This is a genomic window from Streptomyces canarius (genome assembly GCF_014650735.1).
Lineage (GTDB): Bacteria > Actinomycetota > Actinomycetes > Streptomycetales > Streptomycetaceae > Streptomyces > Streptomyces olivaceoviridis.
Genome location: NZ_BMVN01000074.1, coordinates 1 through 23,515, shown reverse-complemented (window position 1 = coordinate 23,515; position 23,515 = coordinate 1). Strand labels below are relative to the sequence as shown.

Sequence of the window (23,515 nt, the reverse complement as noted above, 5' to 3'; positions counted from 1 at the left end):
CTGGCGGTGGTGGAGGTCGCGGCCACCGATGACGCAACCGCCGTCGCGATCCAGGAGCTGCTCGCTCAGCCGGGCGCGGTGTTCCGGGCGCGGGGTGAGGCCGCGGTTGAAGAACCGCGCGGTGCCGTCCGGTCCGAGGGCGCGGGCGACGACGGTGCCTTCGTCGTCGCGGATGAAGACGAGCAGTGTCTTGCGGCTGGCGGTATTCACCTCACCGCTGGAAGGGCTTCATTGGGCGTCTCCACTGGTTCGAACAAGGAACTGCTGGTCGGCTGCGCGGGTGCATCGTTCTTCGACCGCTTCGGCTCCCTCAGCAGTGTCGCCGTGGACGATGCCTATGCACCGGCCGCTGGTGGACGGGCGAAGCCGGAAAACCCCAGCGCTTTCGTTAGCCGCGGGTTCCAGGCGAAACAGGGTCGCGTGCGTGCAGTCGTTGCGGGGTTCGAGCATGCCTTTGACCGGGCCGGTGGACATGACGGTCAAGCACCCCTTGCCTTCCTGGGGGTGGTGCCACTGAATGCGGTACATGCCTCCGCCGGCCGGTTCCAGGTAGGTGCGCGGCACGGTGGCATGAGCGCAGGCGAGCTGGACGGCGACGGCGCTGGCGTAGGCGCCACCGCGGTCGCGTCCGTCTGTCAGGCAGAGGTCGGGATTGCGGGCGGGGCGGATAGTGACCCAGCCGTCGGCAGGAGTCCTGGCCAGTGCGCTTGGATCGCCGGAGTCGTGGGAGGAGCGGGAGAGTAACCCCCAGGTGGCCGCACCGAGTAGGGGGATCACGAGCACGGACGCGACTGCGAGCGTGCGGCCCTTGCGCTGGCCCTGCCGCGATGTCGTGGGTTCTTCGGTTTCCGGTAGAGCGCCGATCCCCGCATCGCCCTCGCTCTCGCCACTGGCCCCTGGCTTTGTGCCGGACGCTGCCGGGGATATCACGGCGATGCGCTCCCGGGCGTCCAACCAGGAGCCGACGTGCTGTCCCTCCCCGCACGCTCGGACGAACGCGGCCAGTACATCGGGCCGCGGCAGGCTTGACCGTCGAAGGATGTCCGCCAGCGTGCTGCGTGCCAGTACATCGCCATTGCGGGCCGCCTGCTCTTCCAGCTGGCGATATGTCAGCCCCGTTTGATCCTTGAGCTGCTTCATCGCCTCGACGAAACCGGCGGCATCTCGGGCCGTATGCGGCGACACTTCCCTCTGGCTCGTCATGAGCGTCATCCTGTCGCTGTGCTGGAACCGACGCAACGACGGTTTCCGCCAGGGCCGCATCTGCCGGACACGATCCGGACAAGCCTTTGACCAGCCCGGACAGTCCACATCTGTCCGGGACAGATGGTTGACCTTGCCCCGGCCCGACGACGCTGGGCAGCCTTTGTTGTGCCCAGCCGGGCGAACCCTTGTGAAGGCCCGGCAAGACACGGCGACGCGGCGGTGATCCGGCAGCGGGTATGGCGACCGCTGAAACAAGGGCTGGCAAGGGAAGAAGATCCTCTGCCCCCAACCCGCCAGCGGCCACGGCTTGACCTGTCCGGCGAGGTGGATAAGGCCGTGCGGAAAGCACAGGATCCGTCTCCTGAAGAGAGGAAGAAATCGTGAAAGTAAGCAGGATTTCGGTGGTCACGGGTGTTGCTGGTGCCGTTATGGCGCTCGGTATCGCCATTGTGCCTGCCCAAGCCCAGGAGTCCTCAGCGGCTTCGTACTGCGGCAGTACCGGTGACTGGTCCTCAGACGGGGGCGCCTATGCCGAATTCGACGTCGATTGCGTCGTAGGTACTGGCGAAAATTCCGAAGGAATCGTCATCGACGGCTACTTGCACGACTACGCCAAGGACGGACTTGGTCCGCGACTCTACGTACAGGCACTCACGCCCTCCGGCACCTGGGGGCCGACCACGGAGGCGGCACGGAACAGCAACGGCTACAACGGGCCGCCAGCTCCCATCTACTTCGCCACCAATGCTTCCGGATTCAACGCGCGGTTCAAGGTGTGCAACGGTGGCGTCAGCAGCAACTGCTCGGGCTGGTTCGGCGTATAGGAGCGCAGGGTCGCTTGACCATCCGGCTCGAAGGTCCGCGCATGGACTAGTCATGGCATCGCCGAAGTGCGTGACAATGTACCGGCGACTCGCTGCCGACGACGAGCGTTCGGGTGGCGTGCGCTTTTCTAGTTCGCTCAGATAGGCGAGAGCTCCTGCTCCGGGTCCCGGGGCGGGAGCCCGCCGTGTGGGAGGCCGGGCGGCTGGTCTTCAGACCTCGACCTCGTCGGCATCAGCTCTTCACCGTCGCCCGCTGGGCACGACTCGCGGGCGACAGCTGGTCCGACTACCGCGCCGACCGCCGGACATGGCGTGTATGTCGCCAGGTTCTCTCGGAAGACGCCACGGTACGAGCCTGCGCGACTGTGGGAGATTCAGGCGCCGTCGAGAGCTGGCCGGCGCGGACTCGCTCATCTGAATGAACATCGGCGTGCAGCGGAATGGCGAACCGTTCCGCCAGGACAGGCCGATGCCATGAGACTTCTGCCTACACAACGGCCCCGCACCGGCAGGGCCATGCTGCTCGCCGCCGCCATCCCGGCCGTCCTGGCCGCATCACTGACCGGCCTCGCGCCCGCCCACGCCACACCCACCGCGGGCGCACCCGCCGTGGCCCGGGACCAGATCGCATGCCCGCGCGGGTTCGTCTGCATCTACCCCGACATCCACTTCAACGGCCAGCCCTACGTCAAACGCGCCGTCGACGGCTCGGTGCGGCACCTGCCCGACTACATCCGCGGCAAGGGCAGCTCCATCATCAACAACAGCAGCCGCACCGCACGCGTCTACCAGAAGGACAACTACTTCGGCCGGCACGTCTGCGTCGGACGGGACGGCGGCACCATCAGCGACCTGCGTTCCTACCAGCTCAACGACACCACACACAGCCTCCGCAACAACGACACCCCCTGCGGCGCCTCGTAACGCTCGGAGAGGCCCAGAAGCCTCCCGGCCGCCCGCAGGCAGGCCCTGAGACTCGCCCCCGGCCTGCGCCAGGGCAACCGCCTGGTCCGCGGGCCAGCCGCTGCGTTGCGGAGCCGGCCATCACGCCCCTCCGATGCGCTCTGCCCGACCGCTTCCCGGAGTGGCCTGTGCCCAGGGAAGGTGGGCCGCCCCGCACGGGCGGCCCACCTTCGGACTACGGCTCGCAGGCCGTTGTCACCTACCGGCAGCTGTAGGGGTCAGTGGCGGTCCCCATCGCGGTGGTCACCGCCGTGACGGCAGTCGTCGTCGCGGTGGTCGCGGTGGTGGCCCCAGGATGCCTCGCCGACGAACCGGTCGCGGTGATTGCGCAGAGTCGCGGTGTCGGAGCGGTTGTCCCACACGTACGCCCGCCGGTCCTGGTACAGATCCGTCCTGGTGTCGCGGCCGATCCCGGTGTGGACGCGAACGGTGGCGCGGCCGTTCAGACGGTAGTGGTCGAAGGTGTAGGTGTGGCCGTCCTCGTCGGAGAGGGTCCAGCCGTCCAGGTTCACCGCCCGCCGGGAGTCATTGGTGATCTCCACCCACTCGGCGTTCAGCGAGCGGTTGGAACGGTCGTCCCGGCCCGGGGAGTCGTACTGCACGTCGCTGATGTACACGACCGGACGGTGATGGCGGCCGTGGTGGTGGTCGTCGGCCGAGGCCGGCAGCGCCACCACGCCCACCACCGCAGCGGCCATGCCGGTGATGGCGGTCAGACGACGGACGGAAGAAGAAACGGACACAGAGGTCCCCCTTCAGGTGCGCTCCCCCAGCCGAACCCGCAGTATCGAGACCGCAGCCCAGCCGGGTGCGTTGTGCTGGTGCGCAGCCGGTCGGCCGCGCATCCACACCTTCCAGCCCGCGCCTCGGCCTGTGAGGGAATTGCGAGTCTCCGTTACGGATTGAACAGATTTCTGTGACGCTCACCTGTAATGACCATCAATTCGGCAAATGGGGGATATTGACGAGACATTGGATCCCGGACCCTAGGAACTACTGGCCTCAAGCAACCCATCGCCGGACTGCGCCACCCCGCCGTGACGAGCGCACTCACTCGAAAGTGAGTAACAGCCCGGCCCGCCAATTTGGCTGGATGGGGCTGGCCGTTGGATGCGCCGGCGACTCGCCACTTCCGTAATGCGACTGGGACCGCTGCGGGCTGTCATCGTCCGCGCGCCCCAGTCGTCGGCCTTCCCACCCGGAGCTCGGTCTCTCCGGCGACGTCGGGCCCTTTGGCAGTCCTGGACGGGCCAGCGACCGGGTCAGGGGCTGTCGCCGGACCAGTCGAAGCGGCCACGGTCGCCCGGGCGGGGGTCGTACAGCGCCCGGCCCCCGGCCCAAACTGTCCGAGGTGCGTCAGCAGGCAAACACCGGTACCGATCTCATCCTGCGTCCAGCCGGTGATATCCAGCAGCAACCCGGCCAGCGAGCCGCCGACCAGTTCGACGTAGCTCCGGTCCGCCAGCGGTCCCGGGTGGTCGGCGTCTGCTCCATAGACCCGGCCGCGCAGTAGCTGCTCGTCGTCGCTGTTCATACCGTTCAGCCTTCCAGCCGCCACTGACAATGCTGCCGCCGGCAGCGACGGGCCCGAGGGTCCGCGGCAGGTCGTATGCGTCGCATCGTCATCACAGCCACGCGGTGGAGTGCCGCACCCGGGACAGAGCACGGGCATCGCGGCGCGCGGCCGCGTTACCGATCCGGTTCTGCCGGGAGCGGGGCCGGCGCGACTGCACGGCGGCAAGGCGGCGGCGTCCGCGTTCTGGAGCCGCCGCCGCTGCTTGCGCATCTCCGCCTTCTTCGCCGCCTTCGACTTCGGTTTCCGGGGCCGCTTCCAGACCGGCTGCCACCCCAAGGGCTCATCAGGTTCGGGCTCTTGGTCCTCGTCGAGCGCGGCGGCCATCCTTGCTCGGGCGGCGTGGGCGCGGGCGAGGGCTTCGTCAAGGCTGGGTTGTTCTTCCGGGGTGCTCACGCGACTCCTTCTGTGGTGCGGCAGGTGTGTGCTGGGTGCGGGGCTGCTGGGTGTGCGGCGGGGCCGTCGCCGATGCGGGCTGCCGTCGGGGACCGTGAGCGAGGGCACGCTCCCGGGCACCTTCGTGGACCCTGGCGAGGGTGGCCTCGGCGAGCGTCCGGCGGGTCTGCTCCACCGTGTCGACGTCGGTCGTCCGCTCTGGAACGTGGTCGGCCTTCCGGCCGGTGTGGAACGGCCGCGGGCGCGACCCTCGAAGCGGTGGGCACGGCTACGGTGCGCGGCCGGGCGCGGGAGCCCAAGCGGTCCGCGCGACGCACGGCCTGAGCCCGGACCCTCAGCGCGTAGGCGGCGAGGCGGGCCCGCTCGTACGGAGAGGTGGCCCGTTTCCGGGTCAGCGGGCGCAGCACGGCCTGGTCCTCGGTGTCGCGCGGGTACAGGGCGCGCAGATCGGCGGTCATCATCCACCGGCCGGCCGGGTGTAGTCGTCGACGACCGTCTGCACGATCTGTTCGTCCAAGCCCACCGGATGAGGCTGGCCGCGCAGGACGTAGGAGAGATAGCGACGGGTTTCGGCGAGCAGGTGGTGGCGCTTGAAGGCGCCGCGCATCACGTACACCACGGCGACGACGTCGACGGCCGCCAGGGTGTCGAGCACCAGCCGCACCCGCGCCCACACCGCTGCAGCCGCCGCCCGCGCCCGCTCCGCCAGCCGGTCCACGACGTCGGCACCATAGGCTGGGATCGCCGAGTTGCGCCACCGCTCGCGCAACTCGGTCAGCGACCGCATCTCTGTGCGCTTGGGCGGGCGGGCCTGATCGGCCGCCTGGCAGGCCAGCACGTAGAAGGCCCGCTCCCCCGGCGCATGCCCGTACTTGGCCGTCAGGACGGGCAGCGCGTCCCCGATCTGCTGGCGGCGGGTCGACCGCCAGCAGATGAGCCTCTGGTCGATGCCCGCGATCTCCGGCCGACGGCCGAGCGTCACCTCACGCGGTCCCACGCCCACCCGAGCCTCGCGGTCACCTCCTCCATGAAGTAGAGGGTGTAAACGACCAGGCGAACCTATGCGATCACAGCACGAGCGAGGGACAGGGCGCCCAGCAAGCACCTGCCGCTACGCGTTCGACCAGCCCCGCTCGCAGAGCACGAGCCGGTAGCCGTCCGGGTCCTCGATCGTGACGCCCCACCGATTCCAGTACGGGTTCGGCGACGGCACCCGCTTGCCGCCGTAATCCTCCAGACGGGTGACCAGGTCATCGGGCACCGGGCCGTCGACGTAAACCACCAGCAGGTCCTCCTCGGTGGGCCGGGGCTCGACGGGCCGGGCGGACTCGTGGACCAGCTCCAGATGCCAGTCGGCATCCGGCCAGCCCACCATCAGCAGATCGTGCCCACCAGGTTCCGGCCCGCCCTCGGCCCGCCACACCACACCGAGTCCCAGCCCCCGCACCCAGAACCGCTCGGCCACCGCCAGGTCCCGGGAGGGCCGGGCGACGCGGATGTGACTACGACCGTTGACGGGCATCGTGACCTCTTCCTGAGCTGCCGATTCCTGCTCAGCAGCCTAGGTATCAGGCTCTCGCGCGGCCATCGGTCGATGGCCCTGGACCACAGGTCCTAGTAGGTCGCAGGCCGGGAGCCGGGACACGTACGGCTGTGTCACCTGCGTGCCGGTCTGCGCCCACCGCCGCGCACGCGTACCGCCCGGCAAAGCACCCGCCGTAGCGTTCACGTAAGACACGGACGACTACCTCGCAGCCGGTGTCCCGTCGAACAGCGAGTGCACCAGCGCGACGCCGCCCCAGCCGGTGTTCCAGCCCAGCACCGCGTAACCGCCGACGGACTCCGCCCGTCGAACACCGCGTCCAGCGACGCCGGCCGCCCGCCGAAGCCACTGTCCCCGCGCACCGTCCATGTCGCCGCCCAGTGCAGTGCGGGTGTCCAGCCCCGCGCCATCCCCTCCCCCACGCCACGGCGGCACCACCTGAGCACTGGCAAGTCCTGGAAAATTGTGCCGAGTTCACCCTGCCCGCCCGCACGGGCCGGCACGTGCACCACGCCAAGCCAGGGCCAGATGCCGAGGAACGCCACGGGGACCGGCCTCACTGCGGCGCGGGAAGTCCTGGGGACCGGTCCGGTGCAGACATGTGGCCCTCCCCGTTCCGCGCCTACGGTGACGAGCAGGCGGCAGCATCCCCATTCGAAACGGCCGAGAGGCCGCACTCGGGGCCGCGCTTGCCCGCGACCGGCGGGCGGCCCCGAGCCGCCGAAAGGACCCTTCAGGGCGGGTAAGAGACCTCACTGGTCGGCCCCAAGCACGGTGATGCTGCCGGGCTCGGCCGCCGGGGGCATCGCTCAGGGCGTCGTAGCAGCGAAGGCCGCACTCCGGTTCCGGGCCGGCCCTGCATCGAGCCAGCCTCGGTCAGGGCCTCAGGTCGAGCACGCGGACCGGCTCACCGGTCCACCGCTCCGGAGCGGTGGTGGCGATGATCGCTCCGTCGGGGCGGTCGGGAGTCGGTTGGGCTGCGTACTGGCAGTGTGCCGCCGCCCAGGTGTCCTGCCGGGCCACGGCCAGCGTGGCCGGCAGGTCGAGGTCGAGCACGGTGATGCCCGGCAGCACGGCCAGGTGTTCCGCCGTGCCCGGTCGGCTTCCACGAGCGCGCACGCCGGGGCGTACAGGTACCAACCGGCCTGGACGTGGGCGCGGTGGATGAGACGGGAAGCGAGAACGTTGCCCTGGCCGGACGCGGCCATCGCGGTGTCGTTCAAGACGATGTGCAAAACTCGCGAACATCTCTCGACGGTGTGATCATCAACTGTCTCCGGTCCGGAACTCACGCACTGCTGGCGTGACGGATGCGCCTGACCAACCCCTGCCCAGCAGAACACACACAACACCAAGATCAAGACAGACCTATGGAGTCCTACTAGAGATCAGATACGCTCTTATAAGAAAGCCGCCACGCGTGTGCTTTACGATTCATACCAATCCTCTCCTCCAGCAGCAAGATACCGGCGAACATAGTCTCGCAAGTTCCTAGCAACCCATCGACGGTTATCCGACTCATGCTGCCAGACAAAGATGTCATACCTCGGCGGTTCGACAACAAATGCAAACAGATCACCACCGCCGCTATCGCCGATGAACAACAAGGAGTCGAACGGCATGTAGAGACTCCTGAAATCTGCAGTTTCCTTCATCTCGCGATTACGCGAAACGATGTCTGCGGCAGACCACACGAAACCACACCCGAATTCATCAGTTGCACCATTGGATTCACGCAGGAACGATTTAAGATCTTCAGGAATTTCCAACCCGAGGGCCAACTCGGCCGATACGAGTTCATCCTCATCGACTGGATCCGTAAGGCCCACTTCTCCCGAGAGAGAAGTGATAAGTTCAATCCACATCGGTTACATCCTTATTTTCAGGGAAAGCGAACATGAAGGGCGGCAGCTCGGTAAGTAGAGACTGCCGCCCCATACTACACTTACAGAAGTTGGACATAGCGCAGCGATCCAGAGCAGTCACTGCATGCTAATCCTACCTCCTGCGTGCGAGTTTTTCAGCGCACGCGCGGCGTGAACTCACCCCCTACGAAATCATCAATAAACGTAGCATAATCGAGCACGTCTTGACGAGTCGGATTGGGGTGCGTCTTATAGAAGCCGTTCCAAAGGATCCGTATCCTACTCAGATGCAGGTCCCGATTCACCGCATTGGGTACGCCTCTGAGATTTTCGAGGGAGTTGAGCTCATTGCTAGTGAAAAGCCCGGGATACTCCTTCAGAACCTGTCGTTCGACGGCATGATGGACCCACACCTTCCCTTTCAGGTTCGGGTACGCCTTAAAGAAGGTCGCCCTGTAATTACTACGGACACTAGTCCCTAGAGATGCTGGCTTACGACGTGGGATGCCTCCATTCTCGTTGTGCAGGAAGATTGCAGCAAGCACACTGGGAACCTGATAAGCGTCCCCAGACGGGTTATAGCCTTTTTTCTCCGCCCATCGGTCAAACTGCTCACCGTAATCACAACCAGGCGCCCCTGGACCACCATGCCAACAATCGCTGTCGAATACGTTCAAATATTCGGCAAGGTATGGGGCGTTAGCGACCAGGCCCAGCACTGTATTCCCCACCAGGTCCCCGCCGCCATGCCCAGCGCCCGTCATCCCACCGCCAGTGTTTTGATCACTGTCGGATGGCCCAGCTACTGCGCCAGTCCCGGAGTCGGTGGTATGGAGGACACTCCCGCTGCTGCCTGTACTAGCGGTTCCGCTGTTGTTGTAGTGGGTGCGGCCGCATGACCCGTGGTGACAGTACCCAGCGTCCGAATTTCCTGGGTCGACTGGGCCGTCTGTGATGATTTCACCGGGCTTGTCGTCGTCGAAAACGACGCGGCCCTTGGGTACCCCCACTCCGCACGCGTCGCCAAAACACAGGCCGGATGGGTCCGACTGCGTAATCGGTGAGTTTCCGGCGTAGCTATACCCGTTCAGGGACTGGTGTTGGTCTGGAGCGAGGACCGGGTCGACACTGATGAACTGGGCCGTGCTGGGGTCGTATTCGCGTGCGCCGACGTGGGTGAGGCCGGTTGCGTCGTCGGCGGGTTTTCCGAGGAAGGCCTTGTCGTCGGGCCAGGATGTGGGCTTGGTTCCGCGGGGGGCGCCGAAGGGGGTGGTGTAGCGCTTGGTGACCGCGTAGGTGGTGGAGTCGAGGGCGATGCTGGAGGTGCCGTGGTGGTCGGCGGCCAGGAAGCTGAGTTTGGTGCCGGAGACGCCGGAGGTGGCGGTGCGGACGGCGATGGTCTGGCCGTTCGCTGTGTAGTAGCGGGTGCCCGAGAGGGTCTTCGTGGTGCCCTTGACGGTGAGGTGGAGTTCTGTGCCGGCGCCGAGGTAGAGGATGGTTTCGCCGTCTCCCTTGGCGCGGCGGATCAGTAGCTCGCCGTTGGCGTCGTAGAGGTAGCCGGTCTCCTTCGTGCTCTCGGTGAGTTTGGTCAGGTCGCCTTCGGTGTTCCAGGTCAGCGTCTGCTGGGCTGTGGGGCCGGGGCGGGAGATGGTGTTGCCGCTGTTGTCGTAGGTGTAGGTGCCGGTGCGGGCGCCTGCGATGTTGTCGAGGGTGTGTGGTTTGTTGTCCTTGGTGGTGTCGTTGTAGGTGTATGTGGTGGCTTTGTCGCCGGTGGTGGTGTGCTGGGTTTCGGTTTTGCGCTGTCCGGCGGTGGTGTAGGTGTAAGAGGTCCAGTAGGGGGCTGCGCCGTCGATGTTGGTGGTCGTGCGGCCGGATGTGGCGCAGTCTGCGGTCTTCGGGGTCCAGGCTTCGGTCATGCGGCGGTTGCCGTCGTAGGCGAAGCACTGGTAGTCGGGCTTGGTCGTGCCGCCCTGGGTGGTGGCGTCGAATATGGAGGTGACGTTGCCGGCGTCGTCCTGGGTGAACTTCAGCTCCTGTGGCATGTAGCCGTGTACGTCGTCGGTGACGTAGGAGCGGGTGAGGCGGCGGGTGCCTTCCTCGTAGTCGTAGTTGAGGTAGGCCTTCTTGGCGGTGTCCGTGGCGTCCTTGCCCAGGGCAAGCTGTTTCAGGTCGCCTTGCGGTGTGAAGGAAGCGGCCAGCAAGTAGCCGGTCGTGCCGGTCGCGCTGGTCTGCTGGCCGAGGGCGTTGAATTTGTAGGAGACGCCTTCGGAGGGCAGGCCGCCGATAGCCGGGGCGGAGTACTGGCTGACTGAGCCGTCCAGGTTGTAGCCCGTGGTGAAGGACAGCTTGTTAGCTACATAGCCGTCCTTGACGAGGGGCTCGGTGTCGGACAGGAGCAGGTCGCTACCGGTGACGTGGTACATCGCGTCGTAGCCGGTGACCTTTTCGGTGTACGCCCTGCCGGTCGAGATGGCGCCGCCGTCGTAGCGGGTGGCGGTGTCCAGCTGGCCCTTCCTCAGCTGGTCGAAGCTCCAGGCGGCGAGCTTGTTGGCGTCGGACTTGTCCGTCTGCCACATGCCCGTCTTGCGGCCCAGTACGTCGTACTCGTACAGCAGTTTCTTCGACGCGTCGTCGTTGGGCGTGGTGCTGACGACCTGGTCGAGGTCGTTGTACGCCATTGTGCTCTTGCCCTTGTCGGGGTCGGTCGCGGTGACCTGGCGTCCGAAGAGGTCGTAGGTGTAGGACCACTTGGTCTGGTCGGGGCCGGTGATCGTCTTCTGCTGGCCTGCGGGGGTGTAGGTGTAGTCGGTGGTGGTGAAGTCGGTGCCGGTGGGTGCGGGGCCGGCGTACTCGCGGCGCTGGGTGGTCTGGCCGAGTGCGTTGGTGACCACGGCGGTGGCCTGGCCGCCGGCTGGGGCGGTGGTGGCGATGGTGTCGCCGGTGTAGGTGGTGTCGGTCGTCCAGCGGGTGACGCCGTGGACCTTGGTCACCGCCCTCTTCGGCCGTTCCGCTCCGTCGTAGGTGGTGTCCGTCTGGATCGGAGCCTGGCCGCCGGAGATCTCCTGCGGCGTGGAGTTGGGCAGTGAGGTGTTGTCCCAGATGTCGGCGTGCTGGCTGACGGCGAGGCCGCGTGTGTCGTACTCGGTCAGGGAGATGAGCCGGCCGCCCTGGGGGGTCGGCGTCTGGACCTGGCGGGAGCGGAGCAGGGAGTCGTAGAACTCGTAGGTGGTGTTGTAGCCGGAGCCGTTGCTGCTGAGGCTTCCGGTGGAGACCCAGGACATTGCCGAACTGGTGACGTGGTAGTCGTAGACGTAGTTCGGAATCTTGCTCAGGAGTCTGAGTTGGTTGGGCAGCCAGAGTTTGGTGATGCGGCCGAGGCTGTCGTATTCGCTCTCGGTGACGTTGTTGTTCGGGTCGGTGACCTTCAGTGTCGCGCCGGTGGCGAAGTCCAGGTTCGTGGTGGTCTTGTACGTCTTGGCGTCCTCGACTGTCGTTGACGTCAACGGGCCGCTGTCCACTGGCGTGTAGGTGGTCGTGGAGACTGGTGCATCGTTGGTGTCGGTGACGGTCTTGGGGCGTCCGAGGGTGTCGTAGGTGGTCTTGGCCACCTTCTGCCAGACGGGGGTGTCGTCGGTGCCGTAGCCCTTGGCGCGTCCTGCCCAAGTGGTGTCGCCCATGGTCGGCTTCTGGGACGCCCCCCAGGTAGTCGCCGCGGTGTCGTCGTAGACCACGGCGGTATCGGAGATGACGTCGCCGGACCGCGTCGAGTCGGTGGGCAGGTCGAGTGCGGTGTCCGCGGTGGCACACGTCGCGGCGACGGTGCGGGTGCGGGAGGCGAGGGAGTTGATGCCCTTGTCGTCGTTGCGGGCGTACCAGGTGCGGGTGCACTTCTCGTCACCCGTGACCGCGTCGTCGCCCTCGTCCTCGACGGTTTCCGGCATGCCGTAGTCGTCGTAGGTCGTCTTGACGGTGTGGACCCGGTCGTACGGGGTGAGCTTGCTGGTGATGTTGGTGCGGGCGTGGGTGGCGGCGGTGCGGACGTAGTACGCCTCGGTGTCCGCGTAGGACTTGTGCTGGGTCGCGGTCCGCTTCGACCAGGGCTCGCTGATGGTGCCGCCGACTTCCGTTGCACCGTCGTAGGTGACGGACTCGCGGGTGAAGCCCGCGTACTGTTCGGAGTCCGTGATGGCGCCGGCCTTGATACCGGAAACGGTGACGGTCTTGCGCTGGTCAGGATCCGGGGTCTTGCCGTCGGAGCCGAGTACGCGGTCGCTGTTCATACCGCGCAGGTAGACGGTGGTCTGTCTGCTCTGGGTTCCGGTGGAGATGCCGGTGAGGTGGGTGACCTGCTGGTAGCCGCGCCAGATGGACCAGGTGCGCTCCTTGGCGGGCGTCATCGGGTCCTCGTCGTAGTGCCACGCGCCGCCGCCGGTGTACTGGTAGCTGTGCTGCACGGCTACCGAGCCGCCCTTGGGGTCAGTTGTGGAGACAGAGGAGACCGGGTATTTCTGGAACCAGTCGAGCTGTGGGTCCTTCTCGCCGTTGGGGGACCAGTACACCGGGTAGCAGCGCTTGGTGTTCTCGTCGAGCTTGGGCTTGGTGCCGGCCGCGGTGCAGTCGGCTTCCATGTAGGTGACGATGGTCGCCGCGCCGGCCTCGGAGGTGACGGTCTTCAGGCGGGGCTTGTTCAGCGGCAGGATGTCGTCGGCCTGGCCGTCAACGCGGTTGGGCAGCATCACGTGGTCGAACTTGACCGGGTCGAGGGCCAGATCGGTGCCGCGCTTGCCGGTGTGCCGAATTTCGTCCAGCCACAGGGACTGGTCGGTGGAGTCACCGGTGTCGCCGGGGTCGAGGTAGGTCTGCTGGAGCGACCAGACGTCCACCTGCTCGAACGCGGGGGTGGCGGCAGCCGCGTTCCAGGCGGAGGTGGTGATGGTAGTCAGCCGCTTGCGGGTGAAGAAGGACGGGCCGACGTTGCCGGTGCACTTGTCGTCGTTCTTGCAGATGGCGTCGAAGGGGACGTCCGGCCAGTTGTCGCGGGTGTCCTCGGTCAGTGAGTCGCAGCCGGTGCCCGAGGCCAGGCAGCGTTCGTCGTAGGTGAAGACGACCTTGTCGGAGGCGGCCGGAGAGGCGGAGAAGAGGGCGCCGGCGCGCTGGCCGTAGCGGATCTCCTTCAGGTAGCCGCCGCGGACGTAGTCAGTGCCGGTGTTGTCGTCGCCGAGCTTGTCGTAGTTGTTGTGCTCGGCGGTGTACCAGTAGGAGGAGGCGTTGCCGTGGGTGTCCTCGACGTAGTCGAGGTTCCAGCGCCAGGCCTGGTTCTTGGCGCGTTCGGCGAAGGTGTCACCGGCGGTGTAGCCGGGTTCGACGGGGTCGTCGCCGAAGACGGGGACGGTCCAGACGGAGTTGGTGCGGTCGTCGGTGCCCGCGCCGTCGAGTTTGTTCAGGCCGAAGACGTACTTCGTGCCGTCGCCGGTGACGACCGTCCAGTACTCGCCCTGGCCGTCGAGGCCGCTCGTGCCCTCGTCGTCGTTGTCGGCGCCGGTGGAGTGGGTGACGGTGGAGGCGTCGTCGTCCTTGAGCCGCCACGTGCCCTTCTCGTCGTCCTTGACCAGCTCGGTGGCCTTGCCGTTGAGGACGAGGGAGGCGTTGTCGTACTTCCAGCACAGGTCGTACTTGCCGTCCTGGCCGTCGTCGTCGCAGGATCCGTACTTGCGCTCGATGTAGGAGGAGGTCAGGTCGAAGCCGGTGCCGATCTGGCTGCCCTGATTGTTGGAGTTGGCTGTCTGACCGTCAACCGCGCCGGAGTCGTAGGAGATGGACAGGTCCGGCTGGGGGCCAGCCGCGGCCGGGGGGACCCGCAAGGGGTAGGACCAGGTGAACGAGCCGGAAGAACCGCCGGCCTCCCATGTCGAGGAGGCCGACAATGGCGTCGCCTTGTAGCTGCCGGAGCCGGACGTCGTACCGGCCGCGAGGGCCAGCAGCATCGGCTGAGCATCCGGTGTGAGGCTCACCGGGGCCGAGATGCTGTCCCTCTTGCGGTTGTTCACCGAATCCAGAGGGAGGCGCTTGTGGCATTTCGCTGCGGCCGGGTCCTTCAAGGCGCAGTCGGGCAGGCGCGTGAGCTGGAGGCGTCCGGCCCAGTCACCGCCGTAGGCGGAGGCGAAGGCCGAGTAGTCAATGCCGAGCCGGGCAGTGCCACCGGTGGTGGGGCCGGTGAGTTTGAGTACCACTCCTCTGACCCCGAGGGTGGTTGCTGTCTTCTGATCGAGGACCTCGACATGGACAGAACTGGCTGGTTTGCCCTTACCGGGGGCGGTAAGGGTCACCGGCAGGGAACCGGGCGCGGCCTTGGCGATGCCTTTGTCCGGGAGGGTCAGCGTCGCCTTGCCGGCCTTCGGCCAGGTGACCGTCCGTTGCTGGTCGTGACGGGCCCTGGCGACTGCCGCCTGATCGGCCTCTTTGGCCTTCTTCAGCTCGGCGGCCGCCTTCTTGTTCACTTTGGCGGTGAAGGGGCTGACCTTGGTGGCGTGCGGTGGTTGCAGGTGCGGGCGGCCCAATGGGTGGGTGTCCGCGGCGAAGGCGACAGGGGTCAGCAGGCCGGACAGGAGAGCCAGGCCGGTGGTGGCGGCGATGCGCCGTGACCACCGGTGTCTGAGCCCGGCTCCACGGCCCGCAGGGGACCGGGGTATGCCAGAGGAGTTCATGATCGGTTCTTTCTACGCGGCGCCCGATCAGACAGGGACGGGCGCATGCCGTGAAAAACGGAAGAAGGCAAAGCGAAGAAGGAGACAAGACAACGCTGTGGGCAGGGGCCGTCACGGGGCTGCCCGCTCGTTGCGCGGACAGCCCCGTGACGGCGGCGGTCGCTCAGCTGTCGGGGGTGTGCAAGACCTGGGATTGGATCTGGTCGTAGGTCATCGCTCCGGTCCAGATCCGCATGTCCTGCAGGCCGCCGGGCAGGTAGTTGCCCGTGGTACCGGCAGCGGTTCCGCGCCCCAGGCTCAGCTCGCCGCTGCCTTGCTGTGGCGAGCTGAACATGGTGGTGGCGGCGTCCTGGGAGACCTGCTCCAGTCCCCCCACGTACAGGTGGAGATTGCCGTAGCGGGTCTCGGTGCTGGTGCCGCCGGACGGGTCCGTCCAGTCCCAGGGCTCCTGCGCGTCGAAGACGCCAGTGAGTTGCACCCACGTGTCCGTCTCGGCCAACTCGCTGGCGGAAACTGTCGCGCTCTGCGTGACCTTCCCGGTGGAGTCGGCCGCGGTGCGGGTGAACTTCCACTGGTAGGCGTTGTCGGCGAGTTTCACTACCCACAGTGCCCAGGAGGAGTCCGTGCCCATCCTTTGGGCGGCTACCTGTGCCTGGTAGCCGGCTGGCTTTGCGGTGAGCGCCTCGGCGTTCAGGCGGACCGTCGCGGAGAGCGTGAAGGAGCCGGTTTCATCGACCATCGGGCCCGTGGAGGAGGCGTACTGGGTCTTCCCGTCCAGGAGGAGGGCGTGCTCGTCCTCGTTCAGAGTCGTCCCGCTGGGTGAGAGCTTCATCGACGGCACGGGGTAGGGCGTGCCTTCGGGGATCTCGCTGCCCGTGGCTGAGGTGGCGTCCCACTGCGCGACCAGTTCGTTGGCCGGTACTCGGTCCTGCTCGATCCGGGCGTCGGCGGCTATTTCCTCCGGCCGGAGCGCTCGCTGCCACACCGAAACTTCGTCCAGGAGACCGAAGTAGTACTCCCCGTATGCGCCGACGACCTTGGAGCGGCCGAACTGCAGACCCTCGGTCGCGGTCCACGGCGTGTAGGTGGAGGCCGTTTTGGACAGCTGGACCGGTTCGCCCTGGGGCTGGCCGTTGATGAACAACTGGATGGTGTCGTTGGTCGGATCGGTGTCGGGAAGACCGTCCGCACCTTCCGTGTTAAACACCCCCGCCACGTGGGTCCACACGTTCAGCGGCGGGTTGGCCTGATCGGCGAGCGAGCGGATGTAGACGGGGCTGGCCGAGTCCTTGTCCGTGCGGTTGAACACCCACTTCTTGTAGGAGGCGGAGTAGTACAAGGTGAACGCACAGCCGTTCGTGCCCGGTTCGGACAGCACGACGCGGTTCGCGGAGGCGTTCGTGAGCTGCACCCAGGCCGAGACCGTGAAAGAGTCACGAGTATTGACCACAGGGGTGCCGGTTGCGGCGTATCCGGTCTGCTGAGCGGGATCGGTGGTGTCGTCGTTCAAGCGCAGCGAGTAGTCCGCATCTCCGCGGCGGGCTCGCGTCGACCAGCCGGTTCCCGCGTCTCCTACCAAGGTCGCGGCGTGGCGGGTGCCGACCGTGGCGGTGTCCGCAGCGGTCATGATGCCCGACCCGGGGGCGTTGTCGAGGTGCCAGCGGCCCACCGCCCCCTCGGCCGGTTCCACCTTGAAGGTGAACTCCGCAGGTGCCCCCCACCGGTTGTAGACATCCTTGGCCACCACCGACAGTACTTGCGTGCCGGACAGCGGTGGAGTGACGTCCTTGACTTCGGCCTTCGTGGTCCCGGAGACCGTCTTCGCCTGCGTGCTCAGCAGCTTGTACTGATAGGCGGTGATGTCGGTGTGTCCGGTGGCGTCGATGTCCGCGGTGTTCGGCTGGAAGGTGAAAGATCCGGCGATACCAGGGCCGCCCTTGCCCTCACACAGGTTCGCCGTGCACTCGGTGTAGGGCGAGCCGGCGGTGATGCGAGGCGCCTTGGGAGCGGAAGAATCGATCTTGAAGTAGCACCAGGAGCTGTAGGGCGACCAGAGGTCGCCGCTCTTGCCGTCATACGACCAGTGCGACTGCGTACGGGCCTTGTACCGGTACAGGCCCCCCTCGGCCCGGGGGCTCATGCGCAACTTCTCCAGCGTCCCGTCGGGATGCCAGCCGGTGTCCGGCGCATGCCCGGTCCACACCTGATGCCAGGTCGCGTCGTCACCGCGCTCGACCACGTACTCGGCCTGCAGGGAGCCTTCCTCATCACCCGCGTGCGCTTCGACCAGCGTCTGAACACTGGCCTGCGCCATCGGGTCCACACGGGTCACCGTCAGCGGATCGGTGGACTTATTGCAGTACGCCGTCGTTCCGCTCCCGGGGATGACACCGACACTGGTGGGCACACCGGGCTTGTAGGCGAAGACAACCTGCAGTTCGGCGCTGTCGTCGAACCGCTTCCACGCCCGCGGATCACTCTCGTCCTTGGCACGCAGCTCCAGGGTGAGCCGGCTGAACTTGCCATCCGCGAACGAGCGGACCGTGCTCGTCAGGTTCTCGTCCGTCTCAGCGGGGTTGTCGTTGAACTCAATCCACGCGTCCGGCTGGTCCGGACTGCACAAATCCCCCCGGCCGGCGGAAACGTAGCGGTCGCCCATCCAGTCCAGCTGCTTGGGGCCGGGCCAGACGGTGCCTTCGGAGATGTTGTCGGTGCGCACCAGGTCCACCCAGTGCGGATCACAGTTGAACGACCACGTCTCACGGGCCTTGAAGGTGGCGTCCAGCACCTGCTTGCCGGCGAGCTTTGTCGGGGCGAACTCGAAGTACATGCGGTCGACATAGCCGCTACCGCAGTAGTAGCCATCCGCGGTGCCGCAGTTGCCGACGCCCTTGTCACCGTCGAACATCCAGAACTTGTCACCGTCGGACGACAGCTTCGTGCGCTCCGAGACGCCCAAACCGACCGGCGGATCGATGTAGACGGGGTAGATCGTGTCATCGCCGCGCAGCAGGTCAAGGTCGGGGTGCACGGCGACCGCGCCGTCATCGACCTTCACCGGCAGCACCGCGGTAGCGTCGCCCTCCCCGGGCTGCGAGGGGTCGTCATCCGCCTGACCGCTCGTAGGGCTGGTGGAGCCGGTGCGCATCAGCTGGGTTTGCGTGCCCGGTTGGCTGTCGCCGGCCGAGTCCCACATCTGCCCCGCGGGGCCGCGGAAGACAGCGTTGCCATCCTCGTCGATCGCGCGCAGCCCGCCCCCGGCACCCGGCACCACGGACAGGCCATCTCCCGACGCGGTGAGCCTCACCTGTTCCAGAGCCGGGTTCTGCGCCGCCTGAGCCGTCTTGACGACCAGGACCTCCCGGTAGCCCTCAGCGGTCGCCGTCAGCTGCAGATCTACGCCGTCGAAGACGTTCACATAGGTGGCGGTCGGACCGTCCAGCGTCGGCTCCGGCAGTGAACCGCTCCAGCCCATCGTGAGCGACCGTCCGTCCTTACCCAGACGGATCATGTCCGATCCCGCACCGCCGCCGGAGAACGACAGATCCACCACCGCGCCCTTCGGAACGACCCGCCCGTCGGTGCGCCGCTCCAGTACGGGATCGACCGCGCCCCAGCTGCCGTCTTTCTCCTTCACCCGCTGGGGTGTCGTGGACTGCGTGAGTGTGAAGGAACCGTCCGGGTTCGCCTGCGTCGTGGAGTACTCGCCACGGTCCGCCGTCACCTCCACCCGCTCACCGGATGCCTGCGCCTGGGCGGACGCCGTCGCCTCATCGACCACCCCGGATCCCGCATCAGTGCTCAGCGAGGACGGTGAAGACGCGGAAGCCGGCAGCACGGGCAGCGCCGACAAGATCAGCGAAACCGCCACTCCCCCCAACAGCACACCACGAGATCTTCGCTTCTCCCTCAAAAACCCCACAGACACCCGCCACCTGCCCACGCATCCCACCCCTGGTGCACGATCCACAAAGATCCGCAAAGTAAATGCACCGCCACGCTGAGCAGTCAACCAACCAAGCGCCAGGTCACAGAAGGTTGACCGAATAGCACCTGACCTGCACAGACGGCTACGACACGGTTAGCCGGGGGCCGAACCAGGGCGCATCTCCACACCTTGATCCAGACCAGCCACACAGCCCCTACATATCGATAAACCCCCAAACTGATGCCCCCGTGGCACCGGCCGCGCCGGTGCCACTAACACCCGACTGGAGCAACTAGCTAGGCCGCAGCACCCCTAGCCTCGGGCCCGGTATGCGTCAGCCGAAGCTCACCACGCCTGATGGTCCAGCCTTCACAGCGCACAACTCAAACGTCATCGCCTGCCACCGCCGATCCTGCGTTGACGGACATGGCCGAAAACATACGGTTGACTGAGGGCGACCACTGCCAGGGTCCTGGCCGTCCGGTCGCGCCGGCCCCAACATTCGTGCGCTCCCGTGGCGGGTGTTGCTATTTCTCGCCGCCATTCCGGACGTCGGTGATTGTGAAGCGTTCCTGAGAGCCGCAAACAACCGTTCTTGAGATGACCCAGGCAGCCAGACACGAGCAGGCCGACGACATCGTGTCGAAGCTGGAGGCCGGGGCGGTGGCCGGCGCCCACACTTGGATCTCCGAGAGCAGCGCCCCGCGCGGGTCCGAGCAGCGCTTCGAGGACGGCTGGCACGCCGGAGTCCGCGACGTCGCCAGCTATCTGCTGCACATCGCCGACACCACATCTGAAGATCGCCGGGCGCGCGGACCAGCTGTTCACCGAGGACGCCCTCTCCTTGGTCCACACAACCTCGCGCGGCTACCCGCGGGCGGTCAACAACCTGGCCCTCAGGCCCTGGTCGCCGCGTTCGCCACCGGCAAGAACCTCGTCGGCGAGGCCGCCGCCCGCGCGTCGGCGAGCGAGGTCGTCGGCGACTGAACCACTCGCTGAGCCTGGTGGGGATGGGCGTGAGGACACCCACTGACCTAAATGCCTCCTACGGTCGGTCCATGACCACTTCGTCGCAAGCCCAGCCCCCTTTCTTCCAGGCGAGCGCGGTGAGCTGCTGCAAGCACTCGCGGAACAGCGGGCGTTGCTGCTGATCACCGCGCGCGACATCACCGACGCCCAGGCCGCCAAGCGCACGACCGTGAGCGAGCTCACCCTGGATGGGATTGTCAAGCACCTCACCCGGGGTGAGCAGGTGTGGACGCAGATCATGGTTGAGGGCTACGGAGAACTGCCAGAGGGCATGCTCGACCTGGAGCAATACCGCATGGTCGGAGGCGAGACGCTCGCCGGGCTGCTCGAGCAGTACACCGCCGCCGCTCACAGGACTGAGGAGTCCGTGGCTGCCCTGCCGGACCTCGACTGGAGCGTGCCCCTTCCCAAGACTCCGTGGTCGCCGCCGGAAACCATCCACTGGTCTGCACGCCGGATCCTGCTGCACCTGATCAGGGAGACAGCCCAGCATGCCGGACACGCGGACATCATCAGGGAAGCACTCGACGGGGCGAGCACCACCGCTCAACGGTGATCGCCCACGGTTGAGGTCACGGTTCGACTATTGCCACACCTGCGCAGCGACGCGGTGGAAGTTGCCGCCCAGGATGGCGGCGACAGCGTCGTTGGAATATCCCCGGGCGAGAAGCGCGGCTTCTACGGTCAGCAGGTCTTCTGGTGGCATGAAGTTGATCGGACCCCAGCGGGTGTAGGAATCGGGGAACAACTCCGGGCTCTGTTCGAGCATCGCGTTGAAGTCCTCGTGGTCGAATGGGTAGTCGGTGGATACTCCGACGTGTTCCGGGCCAACGAGGTCGACGGCGTAATCGATGTGCCGTACCAACGTGTCGATGGTGGCGTCGTTGGGGCCGAGGAAGATCCCTACACCGGTAATGCCGATGACCCCGCCCGTGGCGGCGCACTCCTTAGCCTGCTCGTCGGTGATGTTACGGGGATGATCCCACACCGAGCGCATGCAGGAGTGGCTGTAGATCACCGGCTGCTCGGAGACCTCGCACATGTCCAGCCCGGTACGAACACCGCAGTGAGACCCATCTGGCACCATGCCGACGGCGTTCATCTCCCGTACGAGCGCCCGGCCATAGGCGGTAAGGCCCTCGTCGACCTCGTCCAGGCAACCGCCGCCAGCCGCGTTGCTGTTGTTGTAGCTCGGCAGCATCGTGCGGACACCGAGATCGTAGAAATGACGCACCCGGTCCAACTGCCCTTCCAGCGGCCCTGAATCCTCAAGGTCGAAGGCCACCGCCACGTCCCCCGCACGCCCAGCGGCTTCGACGTCGTCGACGCTCACAGCCAGCCGCAAACGGTCATCCGCAATGATCCGCTCCCGCCAGCTTGTGATCAGGCCGGTGACATCATCAGCACTGTGGGGAACATAGCCCACGTTGACCGAGACGACGCTGCCGCCCGGCCTGCGGTAGCGGGCCAGTTCACCGATGTCCGCGCGCCTCTCCAACGGCAGGCAGCAGTGCTGCTCCCACAGCAAGGACAGGCGGCGCGGTCCCACAGATTCGCTCGACATGGTACGCATCATGCCCGCGCCCACCGGCTCCAGACCCGGCAGCGGGGACCGTGGCCCAATCACGCCATGTCTCTACCACAACCGCCGACATCCCGCATTCGACTTGAGCAGCAGTGCAGAGAACACGTACACACGGACAGGCAGGCCGGACATCATGCCCAGCAGTATGCCTACAGCGCCTGGTGCACCGTCTGCGCGTCAGGATCAAGGCGATAGACACAGGCGTTCGTTGGCCACGTCAGGCAGAGCTGAACTCGTGAGCGGGGCCACCGCGCCACTCCACCCACTCCGGATCAGTGCCCGTTTCTGAGCTGAGCATGACATGACCACCTGCGGCGTCTGGGCATTTGCCCAGCTCAGGGTTCGAACGGCGGGGTCTGGGTGGCGGGGGCGGCTGGTCGACTGCTGCTTTGCACCGCAGCCGGCTCATATTCGGTGCGGTGCGGCTCCGTCCTGCCAGCGGTAGAGGTCGCGCAGCAGGGAAATTTCGGCGCCGTGATGGATCAGCTCCCTGTTGACGTGCAGGACCCTGTTCTCCATGGGAAAACGCTCGGGACCCATCGCGGGCGGATTGTCTAGGTCGGCGTCCGAGAGTTCGCGGACCCCCGCGTTCCATCTCCCGTACATCTCATCGAGCTGTTTCAGCGCCTCGTCAGCGGTTCCCGCGTAGGCGAACGCCTCGGCGTCGAAGTCCTGGCCGTCGAAATACCACTCGACCCGATAGGCCAGGCACGAGACGATGATGTGCGCCAGCCGCCAGGCAATCGTGGTCACCGGCGCCGGCACCGGGGCAGGGGACGCGAAGTCCATCGTCCACTCCCCTGAACCCGCCGACATCGGTGCGGCCGACGTGCCACGTGGGCGGATGCTCCAGCAGCCGCGCACCGGCTCCCAGAAGTACTCCTCGTCGGTAAGACCGTCCAGCCGCGGCCGCAGGTTCTTGCGCCAGTACCAGTCCAACTGCTCCGCGAGCCGCTCGCTTCTTGTCATTGCCGCACACTACAGACCCGACGAACAGAGCGTGCCGGCCTGGTGGACGCAGGAAGACTCCGGCTCGTACTGACCGTGGCGGTGCACGGTGACTCTCCGGCCGCCCGAGGGGGAGGGCCGGTGCACGACGATCGGCGTCCGGCGGACAGCTTATGCCAGGCCCGCTTGGGGATCTTCTTGGCCAGGTGGTCGGCGCGCGCTGGCCTCCGGCCGGGGTGGGGATGCGGTGGGTGCTGGAGATCGCGAGCACGTAGCCGAGCTGCCGCTGTTCCAGGGCGGCGCGCAGGTGCGGGTTGTCGCCGTAGACCTCGTCGCCGGCCGCCCATGCGGCCGCAACTCCCGCATCCAGGATGCGCTCGATCATCTGTCGGGCGAGCTGCGGCTTGGTGGCGAAGCCGACCTCGTCGGGGACGGCGGCCTGGCCGCAGCGGTCCGGGTCGCTCGTCCAGGACTTGGGCAGGTAGAGCGCGCGATCGATGGCGGCGTGTCCGTGGCGGGAGGTGCACACTGGCGCTGGACGCCGACGGTGCGGGTGCCCTTCTTCAGGTCGCCGGTCTCGTCCATCACCAGCACGGCCTGGTCGTCGGCCAGGTGCTCCAGCACGAACGCGCGCAGGCCGTCCCGGACGAGGTCGGCGTCCCATTTGGCGCGGCCGAGCAGGTGCTGCAGGCCGTCGGGGGTGGCGTCCCCGGTGTGCTCGGCGATCGTCCAGCAGTTCTTGCGCGGCAGGTCCGCCAACAACCCGAGCACCAATTGCCGGGCTCGAAGCCGAGGCTCAGGGAACTTTTGGACATCCTGGACGATGGCGTCTTCTTCCACATGACGGTCGACGGCTTCAACGCGATGCGCAGTAAGCGGGAGCTCGGGGCGGAGGAACTCGATGCCGCGCTGCGGCGGACCAGGATGGGCTTCCACCGCTCGATCGCGGCC

General features: G+C 66.7%; 12 protein-coding genes and 6 pseudogenes. 5 read left to right on the top strand and 13 right to left on the bottom strand.

Annotation, left to right across the window (positions count from 1 at the left end; translation table 11 throughout):
- Window positions 1-228 precede the first annotated feature (228 nt).
- Window positions 229-1,203 (bottom strand): RICIN domain-containing protein, encoded by a 975-nt coding sequence (locus tag IE294_RS42785; RefSeq protein WP_229917994.1) that lies wholly within the window; start codon window positions 1,201-1,203, stop codon window positions 229-231.
- 383 nt (window positions 1,204-1,586) lie between these two features.
- On the opposite strand from IE294_RS42785, the gene IE294_RS42780 reads away from it, so the two are divergent.
- Window positions 1,587-2,030 carry a hypothetical protein gene (locus IE294_RS42780; protein WP_189894759.1) on the top strand — a complete coding sequence of 148 codons (444 nt, stop codon included), beginning with the start codon at window positions 1,587-1,589 and terminating at the stop codon, window positions 2,028-2,030.
- Between the two features lie 474 nt (window positions 2,031-2,504).
- Window positions 2,505-2,954: a peptidase inhibitor family I36 protein gene (locus IE294_RS42775; RefSeq protein WP_189894758.1), complete on the top strand. Its 450-nt coding sequence runs from the start codon at window positions 2,505-2,507 to the stop codon at window positions 2,952-2,954.
- A gap of 257 nt (window positions 2,955-3,211) precedes the next feature.
- Here the strand turns inward: IE294_RS42775 and IE294_RS42770 are convergent, their stop codons facing one another.
- From IE294_RS42770 to IE294_RS42735, 9 genes and pseudogenes are all read right to left on the bottom strand, one after another.
- Window positions 3,212-3,691: a lamin tail domain-containing protein gene (locus IE294_RS42770; protein WP_189894764.1), complete on the bottom strand. Its 480-nt coding sequence runs from the start codon at window positions 3,689-3,691 to the stop codon at window positions 3,212-3,214.
- Window positions 3,692-4,255: 564 nt separating this feature from the next.
- A pseudogene (locus IE294_RS42765) lies at window positions 4,256-4,527 on the bottom strand (hypothetical protein).
- Window positions 4,528-4,618: 91 nt separating this feature from the next.
- Window positions 4,619-4,962 (bottom strand): annotated as a pseudogene (locus IE294_RS48510) (hypothetical protein).
- Window positions 4,959-6,009 (bottom strand): annotated as a pseudogene (locus IE294_RS42760) (relaxase domain-containing protein); the annotation flags it as partial. The pseudogenes IE294_RS48510 and IE294_RS42760, both read right to left, overlap by 4 nt.
- A 64-nt stretch (window positions 6,010-6,073) precedes the next feature.
- Window positions 6,074-6,484, bottom strand: coding sequence for a VOC family protein (locus IE294_RS42755; protein WP_189894757.1), 411 nt, complete (start codon window positions 6,482-6,484; stop codon window positions 6,074-6,076).
- Between the two features lie 897 nt (window positions 6,485-7,381).
- Window positions 7,382-7,713 (bottom strand): annotated as a pseudogene (locus tag IE294_RS42750) (PIN domain-containing protein).
- A 219-nt stretch (window positions 7,714-7,932) separates the two neighbouring features.
- The gene (locus tag IE294_RS42745; RefSeq protein ID WP_189894756.1) at window positions 7,933-8,370 is read right to left on the bottom strand and encodes an SMI1/KNR4 family protein; all 438 of its coding nucleotides are present in this window, start codon (window positions 8,368-8,370) and stop codon (window positions 7,933-7,935) included.
- 155 nt (window positions 8,371-8,525) lie between these two features.
- On the bottom strand, window positions 8,526-15,074 hold the full coding sequence (locus tag IE294_RS42740) for an RHS repeat-associated core domain-containing protein (protein WP_229917992.1): 6,549 nt from the start codon (window positions 15,072-15,074) through the stop codon (window positions 8,526-8,528).
- 163 nt (window positions 15,075-15,237) lie between these two features.
- Entirely contained in the window at window positions 15,238-18,855 is a 3,618-nt protein-coding gene (locus tag IE294_RS42735; protein WP_189894763.1) for a laminin G domain-containing protein, read from the bottom strand.
- Between the two features lie 747 nt (window positions 18,856-19,602).
- On the opposite strand from IE294_RS42735, the gene IE294_RS42730 reads away from it, so the two are divergent.
- Together IE294_RS42730 and IE294_RS42725 are read left to right on the top strand one after the other, a co-directional pair.
- Window positions 19,603-19,989: a hypothetical protein gene (locus IE294_RS42730; RefSeq protein WP_189894755.1), complete on the top strand. Its 387-nt coding sequence runs from the start codon at window positions 19,603-19,605 to the stop codon at window positions 19,987-19,989.
- 154 nt (window positions 19,990-20,143) lie between these two features.
- On the top strand, window positions 20,144-20,587 hold the full coding sequence (locus IE294_RS42725) for a DinB family protein (RefSeq protein WP_229917990.1): 444 nt from the start codon (window positions 20,144-20,146) through the stop codon (window positions 20,585-20,587).
- 27 nt (window positions 20,588-20,614) lie between these two features.
- Here IE294_RS42725 and IE294_RS42720 read toward each other — a convergent pair whose 3' ends face one another.
- The 3 genes and pseudogenes from IE294_RS42720 to IE294_RS42710 form a co-directional block, all read right to left on the bottom strand.
- On the bottom strand, window positions 20,615-21,595 hold the full coding sequence (locus tag IE294_RS42720) for a dipeptidase (protein WP_189894754.1): 981 nt from the start codon (window positions 21,593-21,595) through the stop codon (window positions 20,615-20,617).
- Between the two features lie 426 nt (window positions 21,596-22,021).
- Window positions 22,022-22,585 (bottom strand): DinB family protein, encoded by a 564-nt coding sequence (locus IE294_RS42715; RefSeq protein ID WP_189894753.1) that lies wholly within the window; start codon window positions 22,583-22,585, stop codon window positions 22,022-22,024.
- Between the two features lie 137 nt (window positions 22,586-22,722).
- A pseudogene (locus IE294_RS42710) lies at window positions 22,723-23,389 on the bottom strand (IS701 family transposase); the annotation flags it as partial.
- On the opposite strand from IE294_RS42710, the pseudogene IE294_RS48505 reads away from it, so the two are divergent.
- A pseudogene (locus IE294_RS48505) lies at window positions 23,339-23,515 on the top strand (chloramphenicol phosphotransferase); the annotation flags it as partial. The pseudogenes IE294_RS42710 and IE294_RS48505 overlap by 51 nt on opposite strands.

Coding starts and splice junctions, on each gene's coding strand:
- IE294_RS42720 (WP_189894754.1), bottom strand. CDS start 21,595: ATGTCGAGCGAATCTGTGGGACCGCGCCGCCTGTCCTTGCTGTGGGAG.
- IE294_RS42770 (WP_189894764.1), bottom strand. CDS start 3,691: ATGGCCGCTGCGGTGGTGGGCGTGGTGGCGCTGCCGGCCTCGGCCGAC.
- IE294_RS42745 (WP_189894756.1), bottom strand. CDS start 8,370: ATGTGGATTGAACTTATCACTTCTCTCTCGGGAGAAGTGGGCCTTACG.
- IE294_RS42730 (WP_189894755.1), top strand. CDS start 19,603: ATGACCCAGGCAGCCAGACACGAGCAGGCCGACGACATCGTGTCGAAG.
- IE294_RS42715 (WP_189894753.1), bottom strand. CDS start 22,585: ATGACAAGAAGCGAGCGGCTCGCGGAGCAGTTGGACTGGTACTGGCGC.
- IE294_RS42740 (WP_229917992.1), bottom strand. CDS start 15,074: ATGAACTCCTCTGGCATACCCCGGTCCCCTGCGGGCCGTGGAGCCGGG.
- IE294_RS42775 (WP_189894758.1), top strand. CDS start 2,505: ATGAGACTTCTGCCTACACAACGGCCCCGCACCGGCAGGGCCATGCTG.
- IE294_RS42755 (WP_189894757.1), bottom strand. CDS start 6,484: ATGCCCGTCAACGGTCGTAGTCACATCCGCGTCGCCCGGCCCTCCCGG.
- IE294_RS42785 (WP_229917994.1), bottom strand. CDS start 1,203: ATGACGAGCCAGAGGGAAGTGTCGCCGCATACGGCCCGAGATGCCGCC.